This window comes from Microbulbifer halophilus (assembly GCF_026183675.1).
GTDB classification, from domain to species: domain Bacteria; phylum Pseudomonadota; class Gammaproteobacteria; order Pseudomonadales; family Cellvibrionaceae; genus Microbulbifer; species Microbulbifer halophilus.
The window spans coordinates 1-25,057 of the sequence record NZ_JAPIVK010000040.1 but is presented as its reverse complement, the minus strand read 5'-3'; the positions used below and the strand labels follow the sequence as shown (position 1 = coordinate 25,057).

Annotated in this window: 13 protein-coding genes; 12 read left to right on the top strand and 1 reads right to left on the bottom strand. The window is 56.8% G+C overall.

Annotated features, from left to right (window positions below; all coding sequences use genetic code 11):
* The first annotated feature begins 139 nt into the window (after nucleotides 1-139).
* Nucleotides 140-1,534, top strand: a complete 1,395-nt coding sequence (locus OQE62_RS16765) for a hypothetical protein (protein WP_265723197.1) — start codon at nucleotides 140-142, stop codon at nucleotides 1,532-1,534.
* A gap of 323 nt (nucleotides 1,535-1,857) precedes the next feature.
* Nucleotides 1,858-2,466, top strand: coding sequence for a 4'-phosphopantetheinyl transferase family protein (locus tag OQE62_RS16760; RefSeq protein ID WP_265723196.1), 609 nt, complete (start codon nucleotides 1,858-1,860; stop codon nucleotides 2,464-2,466).
* A gap of 362 nt (nucleotides 2,467-2,828) precedes the next feature.
* On the opposite strand, the gene OQE62_RS16755 is transcribed toward OQE62_RS16760, so the two are convergent.
* Entirely contained in the window at nucleotides 2,829-3,137 is a 309-nt protein-coding gene (locus OQE62_RS16755) for a transposase (protein ID WP_377535547.1), read from the bottom strand.
* A gap of 555 nt (nucleotides 3,138-3,692) precedes the next feature.
* Here OQE62_RS16755 and OQE62_RS16750 point away from each other — a divergent pair.
* The 10 genes from OQE62_RS16750 to OQE62_RS16705 form a co-directional block, all read left to right on the top strand.
* The gene (locus OQE62_RS16750) at nucleotides 3,693-4,640 is read left to right on the top strand and encodes an efflux RND transporter periplasmic adaptor subunit (protein WP_265723195.1); all 948 of its coding nucleotides are present in this window, start codon (nucleotides 3,693-3,695) and stop codon (nucleotides 4,638-4,640) included.
* A 558-nt stretch (nucleotides 4,641-5,198) separates the two neighbouring features.
* Nucleotides 5,199-6,116: an ABC transporter ATP-binding protein gene (locus OQE62_RS16745; RefSeq protein WP_265723194.1), complete on the top strand. Its 918-nt coding sequence runs from the start codon at nucleotides 5,199-5,201 to the stop codon at nucleotides 6,114-6,116.
* On the top strand, nucleotides 6,113-6,895 hold the full coding sequence (locus OQE62_RS16740; protein WP_265723193.1) for a hypothetical protein: 783 nt from the start codon (nucleotides 6,113-6,115) through the stop codon (nucleotides 6,893-6,895). The genes OQE62_RS16745 and OQE62_RS16740 overlap by 4 nt, the downstream gene beginning before the upstream one ends.
* Before the next feature lie 8 nt (nucleotides 6,896-6,903).
* Entirely contained in the window at nucleotides 6,904-7,206 is a 303-nt protein-coding gene (locus tag OQE62_RS16735; RefSeq protein WP_265723192.1) for a hypothetical protein, read from the top strand.
* A gap of 26 nt (nucleotides 7,207-7,232) precedes the next feature.
* Complete coding sequence (locus OQE62_RS16730) at nucleotides 7,233-7,571, top strand: hypothetical protein (RefSeq protein WP_265723191.1); 339 nt, start codon at nucleotides 7,233-7,235, stop codon at nucleotides 7,569-7,571.
* A gap of 37 nt (nucleotides 7,572-7,608) precedes the next feature.
* The gene (locus OQE62_RS16725; RefSeq protein WP_265723190.1) at nucleotides 7,609-7,824 is read left to right on the top strand and encodes an MbtH family protein; all 216 of its coding nucleotides are present in this window, start codon (nucleotides 7,609-7,611) and stop codon (nucleotides 7,822-7,824) included.
* A gap of 80 nt (nucleotides 7,825-7,904) precedes the next feature.
* Nucleotides 7,905-8,690 (top strand): thioesterase II family protein, encoded by a 786-nt coding sequence (locus tag OQE62_RS16720; RefSeq protein WP_265723189.1) that lies wholly within the window; start codon nucleotides 7,905-7,907, stop codon nucleotides 8,688-8,690.
* Between the two features lie 67 nt (nucleotides 8,691-8,757).
* Nucleotides 8,758-16,743 carry a type I polyketide synthase gene (locus OQE62_RS16715; protein ID WP_265723188.1) on the top strand — a complete coding sequence of 2,662 codons (7,986 nt, stop codon included), beginning with the start codon at nucleotides 8,758-8,760 and terminating at the stop codon, nucleotides 16,741-16,743.
* Nucleotides 16,744-24,315 carry a non-ribosomal peptide synthetase gene (locus OQE62_RS16710; RefSeq protein WP_265723187.1) on the top strand — a complete coding sequence of 2,524 codons (7,572 nt, stop codon included), beginning with the start codon at nucleotides 16,744-16,746 and terminating at the stop codon, nucleotides 24,313-24,315.
* On the top strand, nucleotides 24,308-25,057 hold a 750-nt coding region (locus tag OQE62_RS16705), incomplete at its 3' end, for a polyketide synthase (protein ID WP_265723186.1). The genes OQE62_RS16710 and OQE62_RS16705, both read left to right, overlap by 8 nt.

Here is a 25,057-nt window from a genome sequence, read left to right as displayed (position 1 = left end):
CTCGAGAGTTAAAATCTATTGGCAGGCTTTCAATAGTTGTTCTATCTACTTGATAGCTTTTCGCAGCAGTAGCGTCGGCCCCGGCGCTTGTGAAGCTTCCTGGAATAATAAAGTCGAAAGAGCTTTTCGGAGGAGCTTTATGTCAAAAGATGCCACACACACTTTCCGCCTCCTGCTCGCATCCCTTTTTTTCGCAGCTCTGCCGTCGGTGGCACAGGACAAGGGGCCACCGAGCAGCTATATGCCGGTTGTGGATCATGAGAGTTTTGAAACCACGCTGGAGCGGATGCGCGATGAGAAACCGGAGATTCAGAAGCGCCACGAGGCGCTTCTGCAGCAGCGCTATGACCTCTCTGACAACCCGGTAGAAGGCGTCACCATGAGTGGCGGCAAGGCAGTGCAGGGCGGAGTGCGGGTAAAGCTACCCGACGGCGCCAGCTGGGAATCACTGGCAGATATGTCTCCGGGAGAAATCAAAAGCGAGGAACTCTGGCCCGAAGGCTTTTATCCACTGCCACACCCGAACCAGAATGAAGGCGGCATGGTGTTCCCGCAGTTCCATATCGACGCCATCAAGGAACAGGAAAGCCGGGACCTGACCCGCTTCGACCTGGACTTTGTGCTGCCGGATACATTCCTGCCAGAATTTCCGCCCCCCATCTACCTGACCACACGCCCGGACCTTGGCGATGTCTCCCAGGGAGAGGTGGTTACGCTGAGCAATTTTTTCGGCCTTTTCAACGGTATAATGAATCCCAAGCAGCTGGAGGGCCTGCGGCTGCTGCTGACGCCGTTTCCACAGCAACAGTTCAACGCCACCTGGGATCGGCGTTCAGAGAAACCCAGCCAGGGGGTTGCCTGTCTGGACTGCCACGTCAATGGTCACACCAACGCCGCTACGCACCTGGTGGGCGATATCCGCCCGCAGAAACACCGCCACCGGATCGACACACCCACGCTGCGCGGTGTCAATATCCAGCGATTGTTCGGTTCCCAACGGGCCCTGAAAAGTGTCGAGGACTTCACCGAGTTCGAACAGCGCGGAGCCTATTTCGATGGCGATCCGGTGATCGCCACCAAGAAGGGTGTCAACATCCTGGAGCGGGGCAGCCAGGTGCACTTCATGGCTGAGGTGCAGGCCCTGTTCGACTTCCCGCCTGCCCCCAAGCTGAACCTGCTGGGGCGCCTGGACAAAAGCAAGGCCACGGAACAGGAATTGCGCGGCGAGGAGATCTTCTTCGGCAAGGGCCAGTGTGCCGAGTGCCACCAGCCGCCATACTTTACCGATAACCTGATGCACGACCTGCGCACCGAGCGTTTCTACGAACCCAAGATGATCAACGGCCGCCTCGCCAGCGCCGACGGCCCCATCAAAACCTTCCCGCTACGCGGCATCAAGGATTCACCACCTTACCTGCACGACGGCCGCCTGATGACCCTGGACGATACGGTGGAGTTTTTCAATATCGTATTGGGCACCCAGCTTACCGAACAGGAGAAGAAGGACCTGGTGAGTTATCTTTACACGCTCTAGTGGACCGCTTGTAAAGTTAGGCACAGTTCGCTTCGCAAAGTCGTCCAGCTTTGCGTTGAGAAAGATTGAAATAATGCTGCTATTCCAGCGCTTTCTCGCCTTGATCTGAACGATTTGACTGTGCTCCTTTGTTACCGAACTTTACAAGCGGTCCACTAGTGAATCCATCTGCAAGGCTGGAGACAGCTTTCTTCCCCCGGTTGCCCGGATTATACTGAGGAAAAATTGGAATTGGCGATTTTCAGACGGCCGCGAACCATGTTTGCGATCGTCTGATAGCCGCCGCGACGAAGCTAGTACAGGATTAAGGTATCTTCAGAAGAATGATAACGATAGATTTCGTCCCAAGGGATACCGGCCCGGGAAGCAATCTCGATTTTCTTGACAGGGAACGCTACTGGATCAATAACAGTGAAGCCGTCTGCCTGTACCGCTGCGACTTCGACCATATGCACTACCGGAAACTCCATTACAATGACCTGGGGATCCGTTTTCCCCAGCCGCTGGAAAACGCGGTTGAAAAGCGCCAGGCAGAATTCTTGACCGGCAGGTATGCGGCTCGACAGGCGATATACCGGTCTGGCTTCATGCCCGGGCCGGTTCCCGAGATACCGATAGGGGAGCACCGCAACCCGGTCTGGCCGGTGGGAACCAGGGGCTCCATAACCCATAGTCACTCCACCGCAATCTGCGCGATCACCCGGGACTCCGGTGGCGGGGACAGGTTTATCGGTATCGAGGCGTACCTGTCCGGGCCGTTGGCAGATCAGGTTTCCGGATTGATCTGCCAAGCGGAAGAACACTCCTTGTTGGTAAGCCGGGGACTGCGGGAAAACATCGCTGCCACCCTGATTTTCTCGGCGAAGGAGACCTGTTCAAGGCACTTTATCCCGTTGTCGGCAGCTACTTCGGATTTGAATGCGCCGAAGTGAAGGCGTGCTCTCCAGAAGAGGGCTGTCTGACGCTCGAGGTAACTCGCGAGCTCTCTCCAAAAGTAGGCGCCGGCGATTCCTTCAGATGCCGTTTCGTGCTTGAAGCACATTCGCTGGTGACCGTCATCATGCCCGGGGATGCTGTCCAGGAAAAAGCACCCGGAAATTGGTACCGGGCCGAAGAGCCTGCCGTTGGGTGAGGTGGTGGAGGAAGTGGTGGGAGAAACCGATCTAGTGCTGTTAGCCTAGAAACTGCCTCCCAGTCTCTATATCCAACATCCTGTATTTTGATCAACCTGTCAAGTTGGCATTTAATTTTGTGAATTTTTACCTGCACATCTCTCCTTGTGGTTCTTCGTAAATCAGTGTGAAGGCTCCGGCTCCATACCCAAGGCCTCCGCAGTAGAAGAGTACGCTGGCCCTGCTCCTCCCCCCCCCTCGAAGGATCGAAAGCCACGAGCATTCGATTTCAAAGTTTGGAATTTTGAGTTCATTCCTTCTGATCCCGCGTTGATAATCTGGTGCCCAAAGTAGTTGAGCAGGTTGTCCAAGTGCCACTTGAGTATTCTGGCGACTTTCTTGATCGGCTCCAACCGGCTGCGGGTTGCATAGCTGTACCACTTGTTGCAATGTCTGTGTTTGTTGACAAAGTTGTCGCGTCCACTGATCACGCAACCAAGGATTTACACTCGGCGGCCGCCTGATTTTCCTTCGGAGGAAGAAGCCATGCTTCGCCCACTGGGTTCCGGTTCCTGGTGTGGCGCGGCCTGTGCTCTGGCCTACGCTGTTTAGCCTCCTCAGCCACTCACTTGGTTGCCACAATGGTTCCACCAGACTTTACCCGTTGATGCCGGAAAAACTCCTTTAGTATAAGTGACAGGATGACGAATAGCCGCACTTCCTTGTTGGAAAAATTCAGTTCTGTCGATTGGCGCTGAGTAGTTACGATCCTGAAGATGCTGATGAGGCGAATGGAGGTTTTCACCCTTCTGGTACTGCTGATCCCAGCTTTCTCGGGCCACTGAAACGAAAGGTCAGCTTTCCAGTCGATACTACCTTGCTGTACGATAGTCAGGCCTGTTTTTTTCTGCTAGGGTTGGAATCTTACTCCTACAGGACGTAACAATAAAAACAGGGCCATGGCGAAAAACACCAGCGAACTGCTCAACCAGCTGAAAATTGACCGGGACGGGGCAGCTGATTCGGGCATACCGGGCAGAAGCATCTTGGTAGCCGCCGTCATCAGCGTCGCGGTAGGCATACTGGTCGGCGCCCTGGCAGCGGCTCAGTTCTCCGCCGATCCGCCGCCGGAAACTGCAGCCCCCGCCGCCAGTACAGACAAGCCCACCGCCACGCAACCACCGGTACAGATCCCCGCCGTCAAAATTCACGAAACCGTCCTCGACGCCTCCGGCTATATCACCGCCCGCCGCACGGCCACCGTCTCTGCGCAAGTAATGGGGCTGATCGCCGATGTCGGGGTAGAGGAAGGCATGCGCGTCGACGCCGGTCAGGTGTTGGCGCAACTGGACGCCGCCAAGGCTCAGGTAGAGCTGGAACTGGCGCAGTCGCGGGTGGAGGTACTGCAGGCGCAGGTTGCCAGCATCCGGGCCAACTTGGGCGAGGCGCAGCGCCAGCGCGTGCGTTACGCGGGCCTGATGGACAAGAACTACTCCAGCCGCGCCGAACTCACCCAGAGCGAGGCCAGTGTCGAGAGCCTGCGCGCGGAGTTGGCCAGTGCGCGCGCGGACATTCGCGTGGCCCAGCTTGAGGTCCAGCGCCAGCGCGAACAACTGGAGGACCACACCATCCGCGCACCCTTTGCCGGCGTAGTCACGCAGAAGAATGCCCAACCCGGCGAAATCGTCTCGCCCAGCTCCGCCGGCGGCGGCTTCACCCGCACCGGTATCTGCACCATAGTCGATATGGATTCGCTGGAAATCGAAGTGGACGTCAACGAGGCGTTTATCGGCCGCGTGCGCGAGGGGCAGAAAGTCAGCGCGCAGCTGGACGCCTATCCGGAGTGGGAAATTCCGGCCACAGTCGAGGCTATTATTCCCACCGCCGATCGCGCCAAGGCGACGGTACGGGTGCGTATCGGTATCGATGAAAGTGACCCACGGATTCTGCCGGATATGGGGGTAAAGGTGGCCTTTTTGAGAACTGGTGAATAACTGTTGGCAACGATTTGCAGGATGGGCAAAGGGACGAGGCGGCACGCCCGTCCTACTGCCGCCGTATTCGCCTGAGCTGAACCCTGGCGAACTGGTGTGGATCATCTGAGAAAATCACGGTGTCGGCAAGAGAATGGTGAAAAGCGTGAGGAATTGAAACATGTTGTCATTGGACATTTGCGATTCCTGCAAAAGACTCCATTGTTAGCCTTTCTTCGGTGAGCCACATGTCCGACAAGCGCTACGATAAAGGATAAGTCGCTGTTTTCATTGCCGAACCCTATTCTGTAAGCGACACTCGCTGCGAAACTTTACAAGGGTTTGACAGATAGAAAGAGGCTTTCAAAACCCCAAACAAATAGGGTTACGGGATTGCACGATCTCGTGCAGCAAGTCGTCGAGCATTTCATCCAGCTATTACGTTATATTTCACGCCAACCATCTGTCTGTTGCCATGCGGGTCCTTGTGCAATATTGCATCTGCGACGTGGCGTGATATATGATAATTTCAGCTAGCAAAGAACGCTAAGGTGGGGCTATGGACAGGAAGGCCGCGTGATGGAAGTTCTGATCGTAGACGATTTGCAGAAGGCCTTCGGTCGTAATACGCAAGCGGTCTCTGGGGTATCATTTCGGGTTAACAAGGGGGAGGTGTTTGCATTCCTTGGCCCGAACGGTGCCGGCAAGACAACAACGATTAAGATGATCGCTGGCTTACTGCTACCGGACGAAGGTGCGGGATGGATTGATGGGCTGGATCCGCACCGAAATCCGATGGCAATGGAACGTTTTGGTGCCGTGCTGGAGGGGAATCGCAACCTCTACTGGCGAATGACTGCGTTCGAGAATATGCGCTACTTTGGTGTGCAAAAGGGCTTGTCCCAGCGAACTGCTTCTAGGCGCGCGGATGCTTTGTTAGAACGTTTCGACTTGATTAGCAAGCGCAACCATCAGGTGCGCAGCCTTTCCCGTGGCATGCAGCAAAAGCTCGCCATCGCCGTGGCACTAATCCATGAGCCACGGATGCTTCTGCTCGATGAGCCAACTCTCGGGTTGGATGTATCCTCCTCAATGCAGGTGATATCCCTGATTCGAGAGTTGCGCGAACAGGGTATGGCAATTGTGTTGACAACACATCAGCTCGACATTGCTGAGACGCTTGCAGACCGAGTTGCAATCATTCGCGATGGACGGATCATCAAGGAGGCAAGCAAGACGGATCTGATTCTTGAATTTACCCCGGATGGCTACGAAATAGAGCTCGGCGGTGAATTATCTCCAGCTAATCGGGATGTGCTTGTCGATGAATTCAATGCCACATTCGAAGCTGACCGTATATGCCTGCCTGGTGATAGTGATCACCTTTACAATGCTCTCAACGTAATTCGGCCAACGCCGATTCGCTCTCTTGGACGTGCAAAAGTTGATCTAGCATACATTTTCCTTCAACTAACCGAAGAAGGCTATAGGTCATGATCAGGCTTCTATACATAGAACTCCTTCGGACGCTGGCGCTTACCATTCGCTATCCGGCCAATTTTGCGAGCTCCCTGTTCATCAGCACGTTGATGTTCTACGGCCTCTTCATGGGCGCTCAGTATCTGTCCGGACAGGAAGTATTTGGCGAGAATCTCAATGCTATGGTCGTAGGTTGGACAGCTTGGGTCCTTGCAACCAAGGCTCTCAATAAGCCGCCGCTTGCCATCCAGGCCGAAGCCGATACCGGGGTTCTGGAGAGTGTATTTCTGTCGCGCTATAAGGTCTGGTGGATCTTCTTCTGCCGAGCTCTCTCCGAAACCTTGGTCGATATCGTGCTGATTGTCATTATGGTCAGCCTTATCGTGTGGTTGACAGGAAGCGAAGTGAGTTTCTCCCCGGCTATAGCATTTCCAATTGCGATGCTCCTGCTCGCAGGGATCGGCATGGGCTTGATTGTCGGTGGAGTTGCTCTTCAGGTCAAGCGCTTGGGCGCAATGCTCCCGTCCTTGCAGATGCTTCTCCTGCTTTTGATGTTCACCCCATTCGAAAATTGGACGTCTGGTGCTGACAGGGTAATCGCGGTAGCGGCAATGTGGATGCCAATGGTGCCCAGTGTGGTCATGCTGCGGGGGCTCATGGCCTTCAACACGCCATTTGATCCGATACTTGCGGTGTACGCTGCAGTGAACGGCATAGTGTGGATGGCAGTGGGATTGATCGTGTTCGCTAAAATGGCACAGCGAGTCAAGGCTAAGGGTTTGCTGGCTGGATATTAGGAGGAGTTATGTCGAAAAAGATGGGGGCTTACTGCAAAGGGTACCAATTAAAACATCTACGCGCTTTTTCTGATTGGAAGGAAGATGCAGAGGCTGCACGACCTTCTGTCGAAGGGGGGGCGCCGCGATCGCTTGGTGATGAAGATGTGGTTTATGTTCAGGAGGACCTTTCTGTCACCGACGGTATCTTCCTCGAAGAGCATGTGATCTTTAGTGGTGAAGGGGACGCGTGGACCGAATTTTGTAAGAAGGAGCTGCGTTTCGAAATCCCAGACGACGTACAACGTGCGAGTCAGCTTGAAGCTGGGTAAGCGATGGAGGCAACGGAGACGATAAAGTGAGCGAACTGGTTGATTTTCTGAGCAATGGTGAGCATCCAGTGACGATGACGCGCTACACGGGCGGCGAGGAGCTGGGAGAGCGGATTGAGCGAGGTTATGTGTTGATAAAGTTTGCCGATACCCGGGGGGGAACTGAGCTTGGACTGCGTATTGATCCATCTGAAAGTGATTTATCGGAAGCTGACTTCACCGCAGGACAGGGGCAGGTTCGATTAGTTGGTAACCTGACGCTTGACTTTGTACCGGTTGTGGTGGAGGTTATGGTGGATCTGATTTCGCTTGAGGGAACAGGTTCGCTACAGCGAGTACAGGCGCAGGATACGGTCGAAGCTTGACAGTGCCTTTAAATGGTCTTTTGAGGGAGCGAATTTCATGCAATCGGACGATATCGATAATCGAACATACAAGGTGGTCATGAACCACGAAGAACAGTACTCGATATGGCCTGCTAATCGCGATAATGCATTGGGATGGAAGGACGCTGGCAAAACCGGGAGTAAAGAAGAGTGCTTGGCTTATATCCGTGAAGTATGGGTTGACATGCGCCCTCTGAGCTTGCGGGAAAAGATGGCTGAGCAAGAAAGCTAGGGACCATGGACAGGGTGCAGTCGTCTGGCGGTTATTGATAAGACTGAGGCCACGCTGTTTGCCGATGGACGGGGGAGGTGATGAAGAATTCAAAGTGGTTCTTGGTTCATGGAGATAGGCCAGCACCAGCTTATCGCGTCTTTTGTTTTCCGTATGCCGGAGCAAGTGCAAGCCTTGCAGTGTTCCGTGAATGGGCATCGTTTCTGCCGGCCGATGTCCAGCTCATCGCGGTGGAGTTGCCGGGGCGAGGCCGGCGATACGGTACGCCACTTGTACGCTCTCTCCATTCGCTTGTCGAGCAAATCCTTACTGCCATTCGTCCGCTGACAGGGCTGCCCTACACGTTTGTTGGGCATAGCATTGGTGCCCTGCTGGCGTTTGAGCTTGCGCGAGCCATGCGGGACAAAGGATTACGCCTGCCGGAAACACTGCTGGTTTCCGGGAAGCGTGCACCTCAATTACCGCACAAACAACGGCTCCACCTGCTGCCGGACAATGAACTCATTCTCGCGCTAAAGGATTACAACGGTACGCCCGATGCGGTCCTGGAGCATCCGGAGTTGATGGAGCTGTTCTTGCCGATCCTCCGCGCAGATTTCTCGCTTGCGGAAACCTATCGACATATTCCGGCGGCACCGTTGCCAATTCCTATTCACGCTTATGGCGGAGTTGACGATCCAGGTGTAAAGCAAGAATGTCTTGAACCTTGGCGTTCGCACACCTCCACCGACTTTAACTTGGAGATGCTTCCCGGGGATCATTTCTTCATCGAAAAAGAGGCGCGCCAGGCTATGCGCGAGCGCCTTGTTGCGCGGATAGTAGAGACCAGAAATAAGAATGCGCAGATGCCGCCAGTGTTTGCTTGACTGGATGGTGGAAAGAACGTAGCGGTTGATGGCTCGGAGCAAGCCGCACAAACAGGAGCGTATACCCATGGGGGGGGCGGTATCGAAAAAAGGACTTCGCCAAACAAGCGAGTTTTCCAGAATAAATAGTATCGTCGAGCTGTTGCGGTGGCGCGGAGCTGCGGATGCCGAGCAAACCGCTATCGGGTTCATTGATGATAAAGAATCCCTGGTGACGACAGTTGACTTTGCTACTCTAGACCTCCGTGCGCGTGCGATTGGCGCATGGCTTGCCGCTCGGGGCCCCCGTGGGCAACGCGTTGTAATCGCGCTGCCAACTGGTATCGCCTATATGGAGGTGTTTTTCGGGTGCTTATATGGTGGTGCGATCCCGGTGCCGCTGTTTCCACCTCATAGCAGAAGTTTCAAGGCGGCAAGACTCAGTAGTGTCCTTCTTGACTGCGACGCCAGCCATGTGTTCGCCATGTCCACGGATCTGGGAGCGATGTCAACCTGGATTGAGGCAATCGGGAGTCGCGCAGTCGTTCAGGATGCCCTTGCGATTGACGACGAGTTTGCTGAGCAATGGAGTGATCCCGGCGTCGGCGGTAAAGATGTTGCCTTCCTGCAATACACATCCGGGTCGACCACGACGCCAAAAGGTGTGATGGTCAGCCACGCTAATCTGCTACACAACTTGCACATGATGCGGCGCCGCTGGCAACTCGATGAGAACTCCATCATCGTCAGCTGGCTTCCGATCTTCCATGATCTCGGCGTGGTTGGAAATAACCTGCTCGGAATTTTTTTGGGGGCGCCACAGTACCTGATGGCAGCTCAAACTTTCGTGAAACGACCCGGAGCTTGGCTACGCGCGATCGGCCACTACCGAGCACACATTGCCATGGCGCCCAACTTCGCTTACCGACTGTGCGTGGAACGGGTCAGCGAAGAGGAAAGGCGCTGTTTAGATCTTACCCATTGGCGCTTGGCAGTCAGTTGCGGTGAGCCGGTCGTACCGGCGATGGTTGATGCTTTCATCAGTACATTCGAGCATTGCGGATTCGCAGCAGAGGCAATGACTCCCGCCATGGGTATGGCCGAAACCACGCTGTTCGTCAGTGGCGACGTGCCCGAAAAGCCGGTTCAGGCACGAACATTCAGCGATCGCGGACTTCGCAAACTGATCGCAAAGCCCGTCCGCTCCACCCGGCAACGGGGCAGGCGTGTTATGTCGTGCGGCTTGGTCATGGACGATCTTGAAATCAGAATCGTTGACCCAGACACCTTGCAGACATTGCCGGAGGGCAAGATCGGAGAGCTTTGGGTCCGCGGAGACAGCGTTGCACTCGGCTACTGGAACAAACCGGATGCAACAAAGCCAGTATTTCATGCATGTACCTCTGATACACAGGAGGAGCCGTTCCTGAGAACAGGGGACCTTGCATTTATGTTCGACGATGAGCTGCATATCTGTGGCCGTCTCAAGGACGTGATTATCATTCGTGGACAGAACTTCCTGCCAACTGATATCGAAGTGGCGCTCGAAGAGTGCCATCCATTGCTGCGTCGCGATTTTGGCGTTGCGTTCGCGGTGGATACCGGCGACGAGGAGAGCCTTGTTGCTGTCTATGAAGCGGAGACCCAGAGTTCTGTACCGATAGACATAGCGGAGATAGCACGTGCTACTGCAACGGCTATATCGGAAGGTTTCGACTTGCAGCTGCGGGGCTTTGTACTGGTCCGTCGCGGTACCTTGTCCAAGACCACTAGTGGCAAGGTGACACGCGAGAAGACGCGAGAGCAGTTTCTCAAAGGCCGACTGTCGACGTTGTCGAGCTGGTTTCATCCGCGAGTTGAGGCCGTAGTAAACCCAGCTGGAACCGTTTCTGTGGAAGAGGCCGCGTACGTCTCTTCACTACCCGTGGAGATGGCAGAAGTGCGATCGTTGGCATCGTGGCTCTGTCATGCCGTAGCGCAGATACTCGAAGTTCTGCCGGCCGATGTCGATCCGGAAGTACCGTTTGCCGCCCATGGATTGAACTCACTGGGAGTAGGGCGCCTGGCCGCACTTATCGAGCAAAAGCTACAACGCAAGGTTTCAGAGCGCCTGATCTACGACTATCCGACCGCGACTGCCCTTGCAGAGTACTTTGCCGGAAACACTGAAGAAAGTGTCACACCGGCAGCCACGAGATCATCGCTAGGCGCAGATCGAGACGCAGTGGCCATCGTGGGAATCGGGTGCCGATTGCCGGGAGCGAAAAATCCCCATGAATTTTGGCGTGTCCTCGAAGGCGGTGTAGATGCGGTCACCCAGATAAGGCCGGAGCGCGGTACCCCGAATACCTGTTATGCCCCAGATGGAAGCCCGGTCCGAGCCGAGTGGGGAGGTTTCATCGACAACGTCGACGAATTCGACCCGGGATTCTTCGGTATTTCCGGTACGGAAGCAGTTGCCATGGATCCACAGCAGCGATTGCTGCTCGAAGTTGCATGGGAAGCCATGGAGTCGGCCGGAGTTGCCGTCCAACAGCTGTCAGGGAGCCGAACGGGGGTGTTCGTTGGTATCAGTGGCAGTGATTACGCCCGCCTGCCTTTCGCAGATGATGCGAGTGCAGGGCCGCACGATGGTACGGGCAACGCCTGCTCAATTGCAGCCAATCGCCTGTCCTATCTGTGGAATTTCCGAGGCCCGAGCATCGCTGTGGATACAGCATGTTCTTCGTCGTTAGTCGCAGTACATATGGCCTGTCGAAGCATTCTACAGGGTGAGAGTGATCTGGCACTGGCTGCCGGTGTCAACCTCCTGTTGGCGCCGGATCTGACGATTACATTCTCGCAAGCGGGTATGATGTCTCCACGCGGCCGTTGTCGGAGCTTCGACGACGGTGCGGATGGTTATGTCCGCGGCGAGGGTTGTGTCGCTCTGCTTCTCAAGCCGCTCAGTGCCGCACTTCGCGATGGAGACCATATTCGTGCCGTAATTCGCGGGTCGACAGTCAATCAGGATGGTCGCAGCAATGGCCTGACCGCACCTAATGGGCCCGCACAAGAATCTGTGATCCGGGATGCCCTGGCGGACGCAAGGGTCAGCCCTGAGACGGTCGACTATGTCGAGAGCCACGGCAGCGGTACGCCACTTGGTGATCCCATTGAAGCAGGCGCCTTGGCCCGGGTTTTTGCCGAACGGGCATCGCCGCTACTGATCGGAAGTGTCAAGACCAACATCGGGCATCTGGAGGCGGGCGCGGGAATTGCCGGCTTGCTAAAGGTGGTTTTGTCGCTGGAAAAGGGTGTTGTGCCGGCGAGTCTGCATTTCCGGAAGCCAAATCATAGAGTTCCATGGGAACAGACACAGCTTGAAGTGTGTGCACAGACACAGCCGTGGCCAGATAGAGGGCGGGCCCGCCGTGCGGGTGTGACCTCGTTTGGCTTTGGCGGCACCAACGCTCACGTTATTGTGGAGGAAGCGCCAAATGTTCCGGAAAACACTCAGGCTGTGTCAGTAACAGCGGAACAGGCTTTACTGTTGGTTTCTGCGAAGACGGAAACCGCACTGGACGAATTGATGCAGCGTTATGCGAGTAATCTCTCAGACGTTTCCACGGAACACTTGCGCGCTTTTTGCGCGGCAGCAGCGCATGGCCGTACACCCATGAATTTCCGAGCTGCCGCGGTAGCGGCCTCGCCCGCGGCAATGCGGCAACGCCTGACAGAACTCGCAACGGGGCGCCGGCCGAACCTATGTGCTAAGGAGCAAGTTCCCGCGGTGGCGCCGAGAATTGCCTGGTTTTTTTCTGGGCAAGGTGCCGCCTATGCCGGCATGGCACGAGAATTGTACGAAGCCTTTCCCGTGTTCCGTCAGCGTCTTGACAAATGCATCGCCTGGAGCAAACGCAAGGGTTTGGGCGAACTCGCAGCAGTGTTGCTTGGTAGCGATAAGATCTTGTTACAGAGTGCGGCAGTCGCGCAGCCAGCGCTATTTGCATTCCAGATTGCACTTGTGGATCTATGGCGAGCTGCTGGCGTGCAAATGGAAGTCGTCTGTGGCCACAGTATAGGCGAATATGCCGCAGCCTATGCCGCTGGGATGCTGGAGACCGAGGAAGCACTTGATCTACTGAGCATACGCGGCCGCCTGATGGATGAACTCGTTGCGCCAGGCGGTATGCTCGCCGTTGAGATGTCCGCCGAAGACTTAAAGCCACACTTGTCTGAGGAGGAAGGCGTATACATCGCCGCCTTGAATGGTGCCACGCAGACCGTTTGCGCTGGCGACCGGGATGCGTTGTATCGGTTCGAGAAGCGGGCACAGGAAGCGAACATCCGCTGTACGCTACTTGATGTCACCCATGCCTTCCACTCGCCGCTGATGCGACCGGTCATCGAGCCGTTCTCTGCACCTGTCCGAACCATGCCGACCGCTGTGGCCAGGACCCGTTTTGTGTCGTGCCTGGAAGGTATTTGCTACGACCCGGAAACACAGCTACCGGAGGACTACTGGATACGTCATCTGGAGTCACCGGTTGATTTCGTTGCAGGCGCACAGGTCGCGCTGGCGGAGCCAGTGACCGCAGTACTGGAGATAGGTCCAATCCCGACCCTCACCGCGCTTGCACAAGAGTTGCTTCCGCAAGCGCCGCTGCGTTGGCTGCAATGGCCGGGAGAGACCCGTTCACCGTTGGCGCAGGCGCAAGCGGTGGCTGGCCGCCTATTTGCCGCTGGCGTTGACCTCGATTGGTATATCATTTTTCCGGACGCACCCTGTTCAGCCGAAAATCTGCCAACTTACCCATTCCAGCGACGGCGTTGTTGGAACAGAAAACAAAATAGTGCACCTCTAATGAGCGAACATAAAACTAACGCCAGTACCACAGCGTCAGGAGCCGACTCTTCACAAGTTATGCTTCGCCTTAAGGAAATCGTTAGTTCTAGCCTGGGCGTGGCCGCTGACACGATCGATCCTACTGCACCTTTCCTGGAGATGGGCATGGACTCGATTTCCTTGATTGGCGTGATACGTACGATCGAGCGCGAGTTTTCCCTGCAGCTGGAGGTGCGTCAGATCTTCGAGTCACTATACAACCTTGAGTTGTTGTGCGTTCATTGCGAGTCGAAGGCGAAGGTAGGCCCCCAGACTTCCGCGAAGCAGCCGGCACAGTTACCGCCCGAACCTACAGCCGAAGCCCCAGCCCATGAGACTTCGACGGTTTCAGCTTCCAGTTCCGCACCGCTCTCCAGTCAGGTCAATGCCCTCCTGTACGACCAGATTCGGGCGATGACCCAGCTGATGCAAAGCCAGTTGCAGCTCTTGGGCGCCGGCCCACAGGGTGCTGCATTGCCGCAAACGATGATGGAAAGCAAAACCGCGGAAACCTCTAGGCCGACTGAGCCACCACCAGCGGTGACGGCATCGATCCCTCAGTGGAAGGTTGCCGAGACGACTATAGAGCAGCTCACGGAACCCCAGCGTCGCCATCTCGATGCACTCATCGAAAGATACTGCGCGCGTACCGCAGGCTCTAAAGCCTATGCGCAACGACATCGACCACATCTGGCGGACAACCGTGTGGCAGCGGGGTTCCGAGCACTGACCAAGGAGATGCACTACCCACTGGTGGGCGCCTCGGCTCAGGGTGCGCGCACTTGGGACATCGATGGCAATGAATACATCGACGTTACCATGGGTTTTGGCGTGAATCTTCTGGGTCACAACCCGCCCTTCATAAGGCGCGCGATCGCGGACCAGCTTGAGCGTGGTATGCAGCTGGGGCCACAGTCGGAGATGGCGGGCGAAGTTGCTGCATTAATTTGCGAGCTGACAGGAAATGAGCGCGCAGCTTTCGTCAATAGTGGGACTGAAGCGATCATGATCGCCTGTCGACTTGCACGTGCTGTGACTCGGCGCGATATCATCGTGATTTTCAGTGGCTCCTATCACGGACAGCACGAGGCCACCATCGTTGTACCCTCTTCCGGGGGCGATGATTTCAGAGCGCGGCCGGGGGTTCCGGGTATCAGCGAAAGTTCAATTGCCAACACAGTTGTTCTCAACTACGGAGATGATGCGTCGTTGGCGTATATTGAGGCGAACGCGACTCATATCGCCGGTGTGTTGGTAGAGCCTGTACAGAGTCATCAGCTCGAATTGCAACCGCGCGCATTCCTGCATGCTCTAAGGAAGCTCACTAAGGAACAAGGCATCGCGCTGATCTTTGATGAGATGTTGACCGGTTTTCGGTGTCATCTCGGCGGCGCCCAGGCACTGTTCGGGTTACGGGCAGATCTCGTTACATACGGCAAGATTATTGGCGGCGGGCTGCCTATCGGGGTTATCTCGGGTTGTGGCCGCTTCATGGATGCGGTAGATGGTGGGCAATGGCGGTATGGCGACAAATCGTATCCTGAAACTGAGACGACGTTTGTTTCGGGTACCCATAGCAAGCATCCACTTGCGATGGCAGCTGCATACGCGACTCTTCAACACCTCAAGCAAGAAGGGCCAGGCTTACAGGAACACCTCAACGCAAGTACTGCAGCTTTCGCAAAGGAGCTCAATGCCTACTTCAATACGGAAGGGTTGCCGCTACGAGTCTCCCATTTCTGTTCCTTGTTTCGCATTGCGTTCGGCGGCAATGCCAACTTGATGTACTATCACTTGCTAGAAAAAGGTGTGTTGCTCTGGGAAGGGCGGGTGTACGCGCTTTCTACCGCACACACTGACGAAGACTTGGCGCATATAGTCGGTGCGTTCAAACAATCGGTCGAAGCGTTGCGCGAAGGTGGGTTTTTGCCTCCTGGGGCTTCCGCAGCCGGTGCCGGCGAGTTGTCGGAGAGTACAAAAACAGAGTGTGTCGCTGCGCCACCCTCCACATGCGAACGTTCACCAACACAGGCATCCTACACAGCTGTCGGGGAGAAGAAGAGGCTTCCAGTCGATTTCAGCCTGTCCTTTTTTGGCCGTTACGAACGTGAATTTGATAAGGAGAAGTACGACCTGCTGTTTGCGAGCGCGCGTTTCGCCGATGCCCACGATTTTAAGGCAGTATGGATTCCGGAACGACATTTCCACGCTTTCGGTGGCTTTTCTCCTAATCCATCTGTGACTGCTGCTGCCCTTGCGCGTGAAACCAGTCGCATTCAATTGCGCGCAGGTAGCGTAGTAGTGCCATTGCACCATCCAGTGAGAATCGCAGAGGAATGGGCGCTTGTTGACAACTTGTCCCAAGGCCGGGTCGGTATTGCCGCCGCATCCGGGTGGCACCCCGATGATTTCGTACTCGCTCCGGAAGCTTATTCGGACAATCGCACCATCACCTTCAGCAACATCGAAGTGGTGCGGAAGTTGTGGCGGGGAGAGACGGTGGAATTCACTGGCGGAACCGGAAAGCCATTCGGGGCAAGAATCTTCCCGATGCCCAAGCGGTCAGATTTACCCATCTGGATCACGGTAGTCAAGAACCCGGATACATACGCTGAGGCAGGACGCCGGGGGTTCGGAATTTTGACCAACATGATGGGGCAGAGCGTGGACGAGCTAGCCGCCAACATCCAGGTCTATCAAGCCGCACGTGCAGAAGCCGGCCTGGATCCGGATACGGGTGGAGTCACGGTGCTTGTGCATGCCTACGTGACCGAAAATGCCGAGCAGGCACGTGTAGTCGCCGCCAAGCCGTTCCGCGATTATCTTGCGACCATGGCTGGGCTGCTGGACTCGCTGGCTAGGAACTTTGACAAGGAAAAGAGCTTTGATTCACTTTCCCAGGAAGATCGTGACTATCTGCTCGATGTCGCTTATCGCCGTTATGTCGAGAACTCGGCGCTGATCGGGTCGCCGGAGAGCTGCGCACCGATCGTAGAGTCGCTAATCGATGCCGGTGTCACTGAACTGGCATGTTTTGTCGACTTCGGGATCGACAGCAAACGCGTACTCGAAAGCTTACCGCACCTCGATCGTCTCCGAGAGCGCTTCGCATCCCCAAATAATTACACTGAGGTATCAAAGAAGGAGGGGGTGGAGCAGCCCAATATCGATTCCGATCGGATGACGGTCCTAGAGGAGGATCTCTGAATGGAGTCGATACAGGAACTTCCACCAACGAGTGTGACACTGCACCCGCTGACCGAGCTGCAGCGGCAATTGTGGATGCTTTCGCAACTTGGTCCGGCCGGCTCCCTAGCGTACAACATCTCTATCAATCTGCGCCTTAGGGGGGCGCTTGACCGCGCCTTGCTGCGCAAGTCGATAGAGACTGTCTGGGCGCGCCATGATGCCCTGCGGACGTCTATTTCTAGTGATGGAAAGCATCGCTGTGTCCATCTGAAAATGGCCCCGGATACGAAGCTAGTTGATATCTCAAAGCTGCCAGAGGAAAAGCGCTTAGGTGCGCTTCGAGAGCAGATCACGCACAACTGCGAACAACCGTTTGATTTCTCTAGGGGCCCATTGTTCCGGGTGCGCCTTTATCGTCTGGCCACGGATCATCACCTACTGATGCTGACCGCTCACCATATCGTTTCAGATGGGTGGTCCTTGTCACTTTTGTTGCGGGAGATCGTCGCAGTTTATGCTAGCGTATACGATGGAAACTCTTCTGAACTGCCCGAGGCTATGCAGTTTGATGAGTTCCTGGCGGCGGATGCGGCTCGTGGTGCAAACGGGAAAAAGGATCGCAACCATGCGTACTGGCGTGATCTATTACAAGCCCCGCTTCCCTTGACGAAACTTCCTTGCGACTTCAGACGTCCTCGTACGCGCAGCTTTCGCGCAGCGCGGGCAAATCGCAGGCTAGGGGAAGACTATACAAAGCAGCTTCGATCTCGTGCTGCCAACAAGGGTGCGACGCTGTTCATGCTGCTCTTTACCGCTTTCTCCGTATTACTTCACCGGATATGTCGGCAGAATAAGCTGCTCATAGGCACGCCATCGGCAGGACGATTCGTGTCCGGGAGCGACACCCTGGTTGGTTACTGTGGTTCGCTGCTTCCGATCGTGAGCCAGATGGAACCGAATATGGAGTTCGGCGCCCATCTGGCACGGATGCGCGAGCAATTGCTCGAAGCGTACGAGCATCAAGAATTCTCATTTGCACGGCTAATCGACGAACTTCCGGTAGAGCGAGGCGGCAATCGCTCAGTTCTCATCGATGCGATTTTTAATCTGGAGTTGCCAGTCTCCCTGGAGACGATACCTGGGTTGGAATTAAACGTTGAGCCGCAGGCAACACCCTATACCTCATACGACCTGTTTTTCAACATTTCTGAGATCAATGGCTCTCTCAGTCTTGATCTTGATTTCAATCTTGATATCTTCCGCCCGGAAACCGTCGATGCGCTGATGTCGGGGTATTGCGCCCTGTTGGATAATGTTCTGGCTGATCCGAATTGCACGGTCCGGTATCTTGACCTTCTTGGGGAAAACGAGCGCGGTCGACTGGCCCGGGTCAATACGACGACACTGGAGCTGCCTGACGAGCAATCCATTCACGGGCTGATCGAACGGCATGCTATCCAGACTCCCGATGCGATCTCGCTGCTCATCGATGATATACATGTCAGTTATGGCATGCTGAACGCCGCTTCCAACCGTCTTGCAACCCACCTCCTTGAAAAAGGCGTGCAGCCGGAAGATCGCGTTGGCTTGTGCATAGACCGCTCGCTTGCGCAGTTTGTGTCCGTGCTGGCGATCCTTAAGGCCGGCGCTGCGTATGTGCCGCTGGATCCGGAACACCCAGACGAGCGTCTACGGTTGGTCGCCGAGCAGGCCGGGATCAGCATTCTACTGACCCAACTGGAGTATCGCAGTCGCGTTGTTCTGGAAGGGGCTCCTGTCATCGAGGTGGATGTGCAAGCGCTGGCGGCCGGCCATTGCAGCAGTAATCGCAGGGGTACGGTTTCGCCAGAACAACTGGCCTACCTCATCTATACATCGGGTTCGACCGGGCAGCCAAAGGGTATATCGGTCAGCCACAGCTCGGTACTCAATCTGGTGGCTGCCATGCAGTGCCGGCCAGGTTTCTCGAGCAACGACAGACTGCTTGCGATTACCACCTTCTCTTTCGATATGTCGGTGGTAGAGATGTTCCTGCCTCTGTGTTCCGGGGGTACGGTCGTGATTGCACCAAGCGGAAGCGTATTCGATGCGGAAGGGTTTGTTTCACGTTTAGCGAATGAACAAATAAGCCTCGTTCAGGCTACGCCGGCAGCGTGGCGGCTAGTAACCGGGTGCGACCGAAGTTGGCCTGTACAAATCCGTCTCTTGTGCGGTGGTGAGGCGCTCCCGTTGGGGCTCAAGGAAAAGCTCATCTCCCTGGGGGGTGAGCTGTGGAATATGTATGGCCCAAGTGAAACAACGGTTTGGTCGTCCTGCCATCTTTGTCAGGTTGATGGCGAGCGGGATGCCTCGTCCAATGTTTCGATCGGTAAACCGCTTGCCAATACCAGCTTTTATATTCTCGATGCTGCGCTGCAACCGGTTCCGGTCGGGGTTCCTGGAACACTTTATGTCGGTGGCTTGGGGTTGGCTCGAGGATATTGGGATAGGCCGGATCTGACCGCTGCGAGTTTCCTTCCAGATCCGTTTTCTGGGAAATCCGGGGCGCGCATGTACGACACAGGGGATCTTGCGCGCTGGTTGCCCGACGGATCTGTGGACTTTCTCGGGCGTGCCGACAATCAAGTCAAGGTGCGTGGCTATCGTATCGAACTTGGTGAAATTGAAGCGGTACTGTGGGGCCACCCGGGCGTCGAGCAGGCAGCCGTGATCGCCGTGAAAGATGAGCGTGGCGACAATCGCCTGCATGCTTTCGTGCAACCGCGAGATGATGTGGATCCAGAGGCTCTGCGCGATCATTTGCGACAGCACTTGCCACATTACATGGTACCCGCTTCCTGGAAGCTGTTGTCGGCCATGCCTCTAACCTTGACTAAGAAGATTGACCGGCGGGCGCTACCCAAACTGATTCCGGAAAAGGAGGACATGGCAGGCGGCTACATTGCGCCACGCACATCACTTGAAGCGAATGTCTGTAGCGAATGGTCGGAATTGCTTCGCGTTCCGCGCGTTGGCATCAATGATGACTTCTTCACATTGGGAGGCCATTCTCTACTGGCTGTGGAGTTGGTCAACCGGCTACGCGACCATCTAGGGTTGCAAGTCAATCTGGAATCCCTGCTGGCACGGCCAACAGTTTCTGGCTTGATGCAAACGCTGGCGGAGCGGCCGGATGACGAAAATGCTGTCAATGCGCAGCTGCCGCCCATCAAACCGAACCCGGAAGAACGATATACACCGTTTCCATTGACGCCAATTCAGGAAGCCTACTGGATTGGTCGATCGCCAGGACTGGAGTTGGGCAACACACCTGCTTTCAACTACAACGAAGTGCATATCGGCCGCTGCGATCCCAGTGTGGTCCGATCCGCGTGGAAACGCATTGTCGGGCGTCACGACATGCTCCGGATGCGCGTCGACGCGGAAGGTAGACAAGTTATCACGGCAGATACTCAGCCCCCCGACATAGCCATCCATGATATTGCAGCGCTGCCGCGTGAGGATCGGGATGCGGCCCTGGAGCGTGTTCGAGAGGAGATGACGATACGGGATCCCGGGAGTTCGCCCTGGGCGGATATACGCCTGAGCCGAATCGGCGAGGACGATTGGATCCTCCATTTCTATCTGGACATGATGATCTTCGATGGGGCCAGCCTGAACATCCTGTATCGGGAACTGGCGTTGTTGATCGACGAGCCGGATGCCGAACTGGAGCCGCTGCAGGTCACGTTTCGTGACTTCGTGCTGGCCGAGAGAAGTCTGCGCGATACTCCGGCCTATAATCGGGCACGGGAGTATTGGATTGATCGTCTTGATACATTGCCGTTGGCACCGAATTTACCGATGGCCATGTCTCCTTCCAGCCTGGTTTATCCTCGGTTTTCACGACGTTGCGTGGAGATTGATGCCGTGAAGTGGGGGCACATCAAACAGGCCGCGCAAAAAAATGGCATCACACCGTCCGTGCTTGCGATGACCGCATTTGCCGAAGTGATCGGGTGCTGGGCAGAAGAACCTGCTTTCACTATCAATGTCACTCTGTTCAATCGGCTGGCGTTGCATCCACAAATCAATAATGTGATAGGCGACTTCACGTCGTTGAATCTACTGGAGATAGATCACCGCACTGCGGCATCCTTCGTTGAACGCGGGCGCGCTGCGCAGCACCAGTTGTGGCGGGACCTTGAACACCGGCAATTTGGCGGTGTGGAAGTTATCCGCGAACTCAACCAGCGCCGCGGTGGTGGCCTTGCGGCGACGATGCCTGTTGTGTTCACCAGTGACCTTTCTATCTTCGAGCAAGCACCGCAAAGCCCGACCGAACGGCGCCTTGCGGATCAGCGTGTTGGTGTCTCGCATACGCCGCAGACTTTTCTGGACATGGCAGTTATGGAAACCGATGGTGCCTTGACCGTTTTAATGGACGCGGTCGACGCCTTGTTTCCGGCGGGGATGCTGGATGCGATGCTGGATTCCTACCGAGCACTTTTGGAGCGTTTGGCGACTGACACATTGGCTTGGAGCGGGAAGTCTGCGTTGTCTTTACCGCCGGATCAAACGCATATACGGGAGCAAGCAAACGCGACCTCGGCGCGATGGTCGGAGGCACTGCTGCACGCAGGCTTTCAGGAGCAGGCATCTCGCAGGCCGGATGCCATGGCGGTGTGGTCGAGTTCGCGCCAGCTCACTTACGGTCAGCTGCGCAAACTGGTGCGGCACTACGCGCACGCTTTGCGGAACGCAGGGGCACGCCCCGGTGAGTTGGTAGCAGTGGTGATGCGCAAAGGCTGGGAGCAGGTGGTGGCGGTGCTTGCGGTGTTGGAGGCGGGAGCGGCCTACCTGCCGATCGATGCGGATCTGCCGGCGGCACGCATCGACCAGTTGCTGTCCCTTGGGGAGGTAAAGCGGGTTCTGACGGAGCCAGGCGCGGATCGGGATGTGGCCTGGCCCAAGGGGTTGAGCCACTGGGTGGTGGATGTGGCCAGCTTATCGGGAGAGGAGCTTCCGCCGCTAGAGCCGTTGCAGGATTTGCAGACCTTGGCGTACGTCATATTTACCTCAGGTTCGACCGGTCAGCCCAAAGGGGTAATGATCGATCACCGCGGAGCGCGAAACACCATCGACAGAATCAACACGTTGCTGCAGATCGGTTCTGGCGATCGGATATTGGCAGTATCGTCGTTGAGCTTCGATCTATCAGTCTATGACGTCTTCGGTTTGTTGGCAGCCGGGGGCGTGGTAGTGATGCCGGATGCGGGCCAGGAAAAGGATCCGGCGCACTGGTCGCAGTTGCTGTCGTCGGCGCAAGTCACGGTGTGGAACACGGTGCCTTCGCTGATGCAGTTGTTGTTGGAGTATCACGAGCAGCATGAACAGCCGTTGCCGGACTCTCTGCGGGAGGTAATGTTGTCGGGAGACTGGATTCCGGTGGGATTACCCGACCGCATCCGGGCCCTGGCGCCGGGGGTGCGAGTGCGGAGCCTGGGTGGAGCGACGGAGGCATCGATCTGGTCGATTCATTATTTGATCGACAGGGTGGACCCAACCTGGACGAGCATTCCATACGGATATCCGCTGGCAAACCAGACCTATCACGTGCTCAAGAGCGACCTGTCGCCGTGCCCCGACTGGGTGCCCGGGGATTTGTACATCGGTGGAATTGGGCTGGCGCAGGGGTACTGGCGCGATACGGAGAAGACCGATGCAGCGTTTGTGACGGTGTCGGGGGAGCGCCTGTACCGGACGGGCGACTTGGGGTGCTATCGGCCAGACGGGAGTATCAAGTTTCTGGGCCGGCGAGACAGCCAGGTCAAGATTCGGGGCTATCGGATAGAGCTGGGTGAGATCGAGGCGGCGCTACAACGCCAGCCACATGTTCGCGACGCGGCAGTGATCGCGGCCGGGGAGACGGCCCAGCACCAGCGGCTGGTGGCTTATGTGGTGCCAGAGGCGGCACCGGAAGCTGCATCGACGACGGCGGAGCAGGCGCTGTTTAAGCTCAGCCGCCCAGGGCTGCGTACGGTGGAGGACGTGGGCATAGAGTTACCGCGACCGACCGGCAAGTTGGGTCTGTCCTGGTCGGCGGCGGCGGGTGGCGATGAAGCGCCAGACGTTCCGACACTGGGCGGCTGGCTGGGAGCATTGCTCGCAATGTCCGTAGAAGGTGCGTCGCTACCGAAACACTATTACCCGTCAACGGGCAGTCTGAACCCGGTCCGGGCTTACCTGGAAGTGGGAGAAGATATGTCTGGATTACTATCAGGCACTTACTACTACGACCCGGTGGGCCATCGCCTTCAGCGAGTGGGAGCCGCAGGTGGAAAAGGCATGCGTTTGCACCTGGTGGCGGCCAGACGGGCAGTAGAGCCGGTGTATGGTGCGGACAGCGTGCAGCTGTGCGAGATAGAGGCAGGCTATATGCTGGAGTTGCTTCGGCTCGCGGCGCCGGTACACGGGATCGCGCTATCGGTTGTGGAAGCGGCGGGTGCGGCGGAGCTGCAGGGGTTGGAGGCAACCGAACAGCTGCTGGCAAGTCTGAGCGTGACAGCTGCGGCTGTGCAGCCTGCAAGTGTGCGGCTGGGGTTGTTGGAGCGACAGAGTTACCGACATTTTGCCGGGCGCAGCTTGAAGCCGGAACAGCTTGCAGCGGTGTTGTCCGCCCTGCAGGCCTCCGCGGGAGTAAAGTGGTACGCGCAGGTAACCCCTGGAAGTGTGGACGGGTTGGAGGCGGGTTACTACCGTCTCGGCCCTACCGCGGAGACATGTGTATTGCTGGAGACGGGCAGGGAGGTGTCGCCAGAGCGTTACGACGGCGGGGCAGGAGCTGCCTATACGCAGAGGGCGCTGGCGATCTATGCCGTGGCTGCACCGACACCGGACCTGCGCCTGTCCTGCGGGATGCAGGGTCAGCGGTTGTCGGTGGCGGCGGTGAAGGCCGGAGTGGGCGTGTGTCCGATCGGTGGTTTCCACGCCCCGGGGCTGTCGCGACGCCTGGGCGCAGAGGCAGGAACGGAAGTGGTGCATAGCTGGCTGCTGGGTGCGATCGACGCGGAGATGACACGGCGCTGGGAGCTGGAGCCGGTTCCGGTTCCGCCCGAGGAGCGTTTGCGCGAAGCGCTGGCAGAGACGCTGCCTGAGTATATGGTGCCGAGCGCCCTGGTGTTGGTGGAGCGGATTCCATTGACGGCCAACGGCAAGGTGGACAGGCAGGCGCTGCCGGCGCCGCCGGAGGCAGCGCAACGCTCGCGCTCGCGGCCGCCGCGAACCGAGATGGAGTCGTTGCTGGCGTCGATCTGGCGGGAGGTATTGGATCGGGAAAATGTAGGCATAGACGACCACTTTTTCGAAATCGGTGGCGATTCGATGCGATTGATTCGCATGCGGATGAAACTGAACGCCAAGCTCGATCGCAGGGTGGATCTGGTGGATCTTTTCAAGCATCCCACCATCGGCCAACTTGCGACCTCGCTTGAGCGGGGCGCGGATGAGGGAGACGGGCGTCGAGAGCGTACCCGTGCGCAGGCGCAGCGACAGAAAGAGGCGGCCCTCAGGAGCCGCCGGCGCCGTGAGCGAGAGGTGACGCATGACTGATCAATCGATGTCGGACTATCTGGCCATCGCGATTATTGCGCTTGAAGGGCGCTTCCCCGGCGCCTCGGATGTGGAAACCTTCTGGAACAATGTTTGTTCCGGTAGTTGCGGCATCCGCCGCCTCGATTCGGATGCACTGGATGCTGTCGGTGTGCCCGGGGAGGTGCGCTCGGATCCAAATTTTGTCCCTATTGCGGCCAATCCGGCAGATATCGACCTGTTCGACGCCGAGTTCTTTGACATTGGCGCGCGCGAGACGCAGGCAATGGACCCCCAACATCGGCTGCTACTGGAGGTAGCGCGGGATGTGCTCGATCGCGCTGGTCATGGAGGCAGCCAACGCAGCGCAGAGGTCGGCGCTTTCTTCGGCCTGCCGGTGAGTCAATACCTGCTGCACAACCTGATTTCACAGCCGGAGGTTATGCGCTCCCTTGGGGACGACTACACGGTATTCGGAAATCACGGCAGCTATGCCGCCACCCGCATCGCACACCGCCTGAATCTGTGTGGTCCAGTGATGGCCGTGGATACGGCCTGTTCCTCGTCACTGGTGACCCTGCACCTGGCTTGCAAGGCTTTGTTGAACTTTGAGTGCGACATGGCGCTGGCCGGCGGTGTACAGGTCAATATGCCGCAGCATTCCGGTTACCTTCATACGCAGGGTTCCTTCCGTTCCCCCGACGGACAAGTGCGGGCGTTCGATGCCGAGGCCAGGGGCACGGTATTCGCGAGCGGGGCCGGG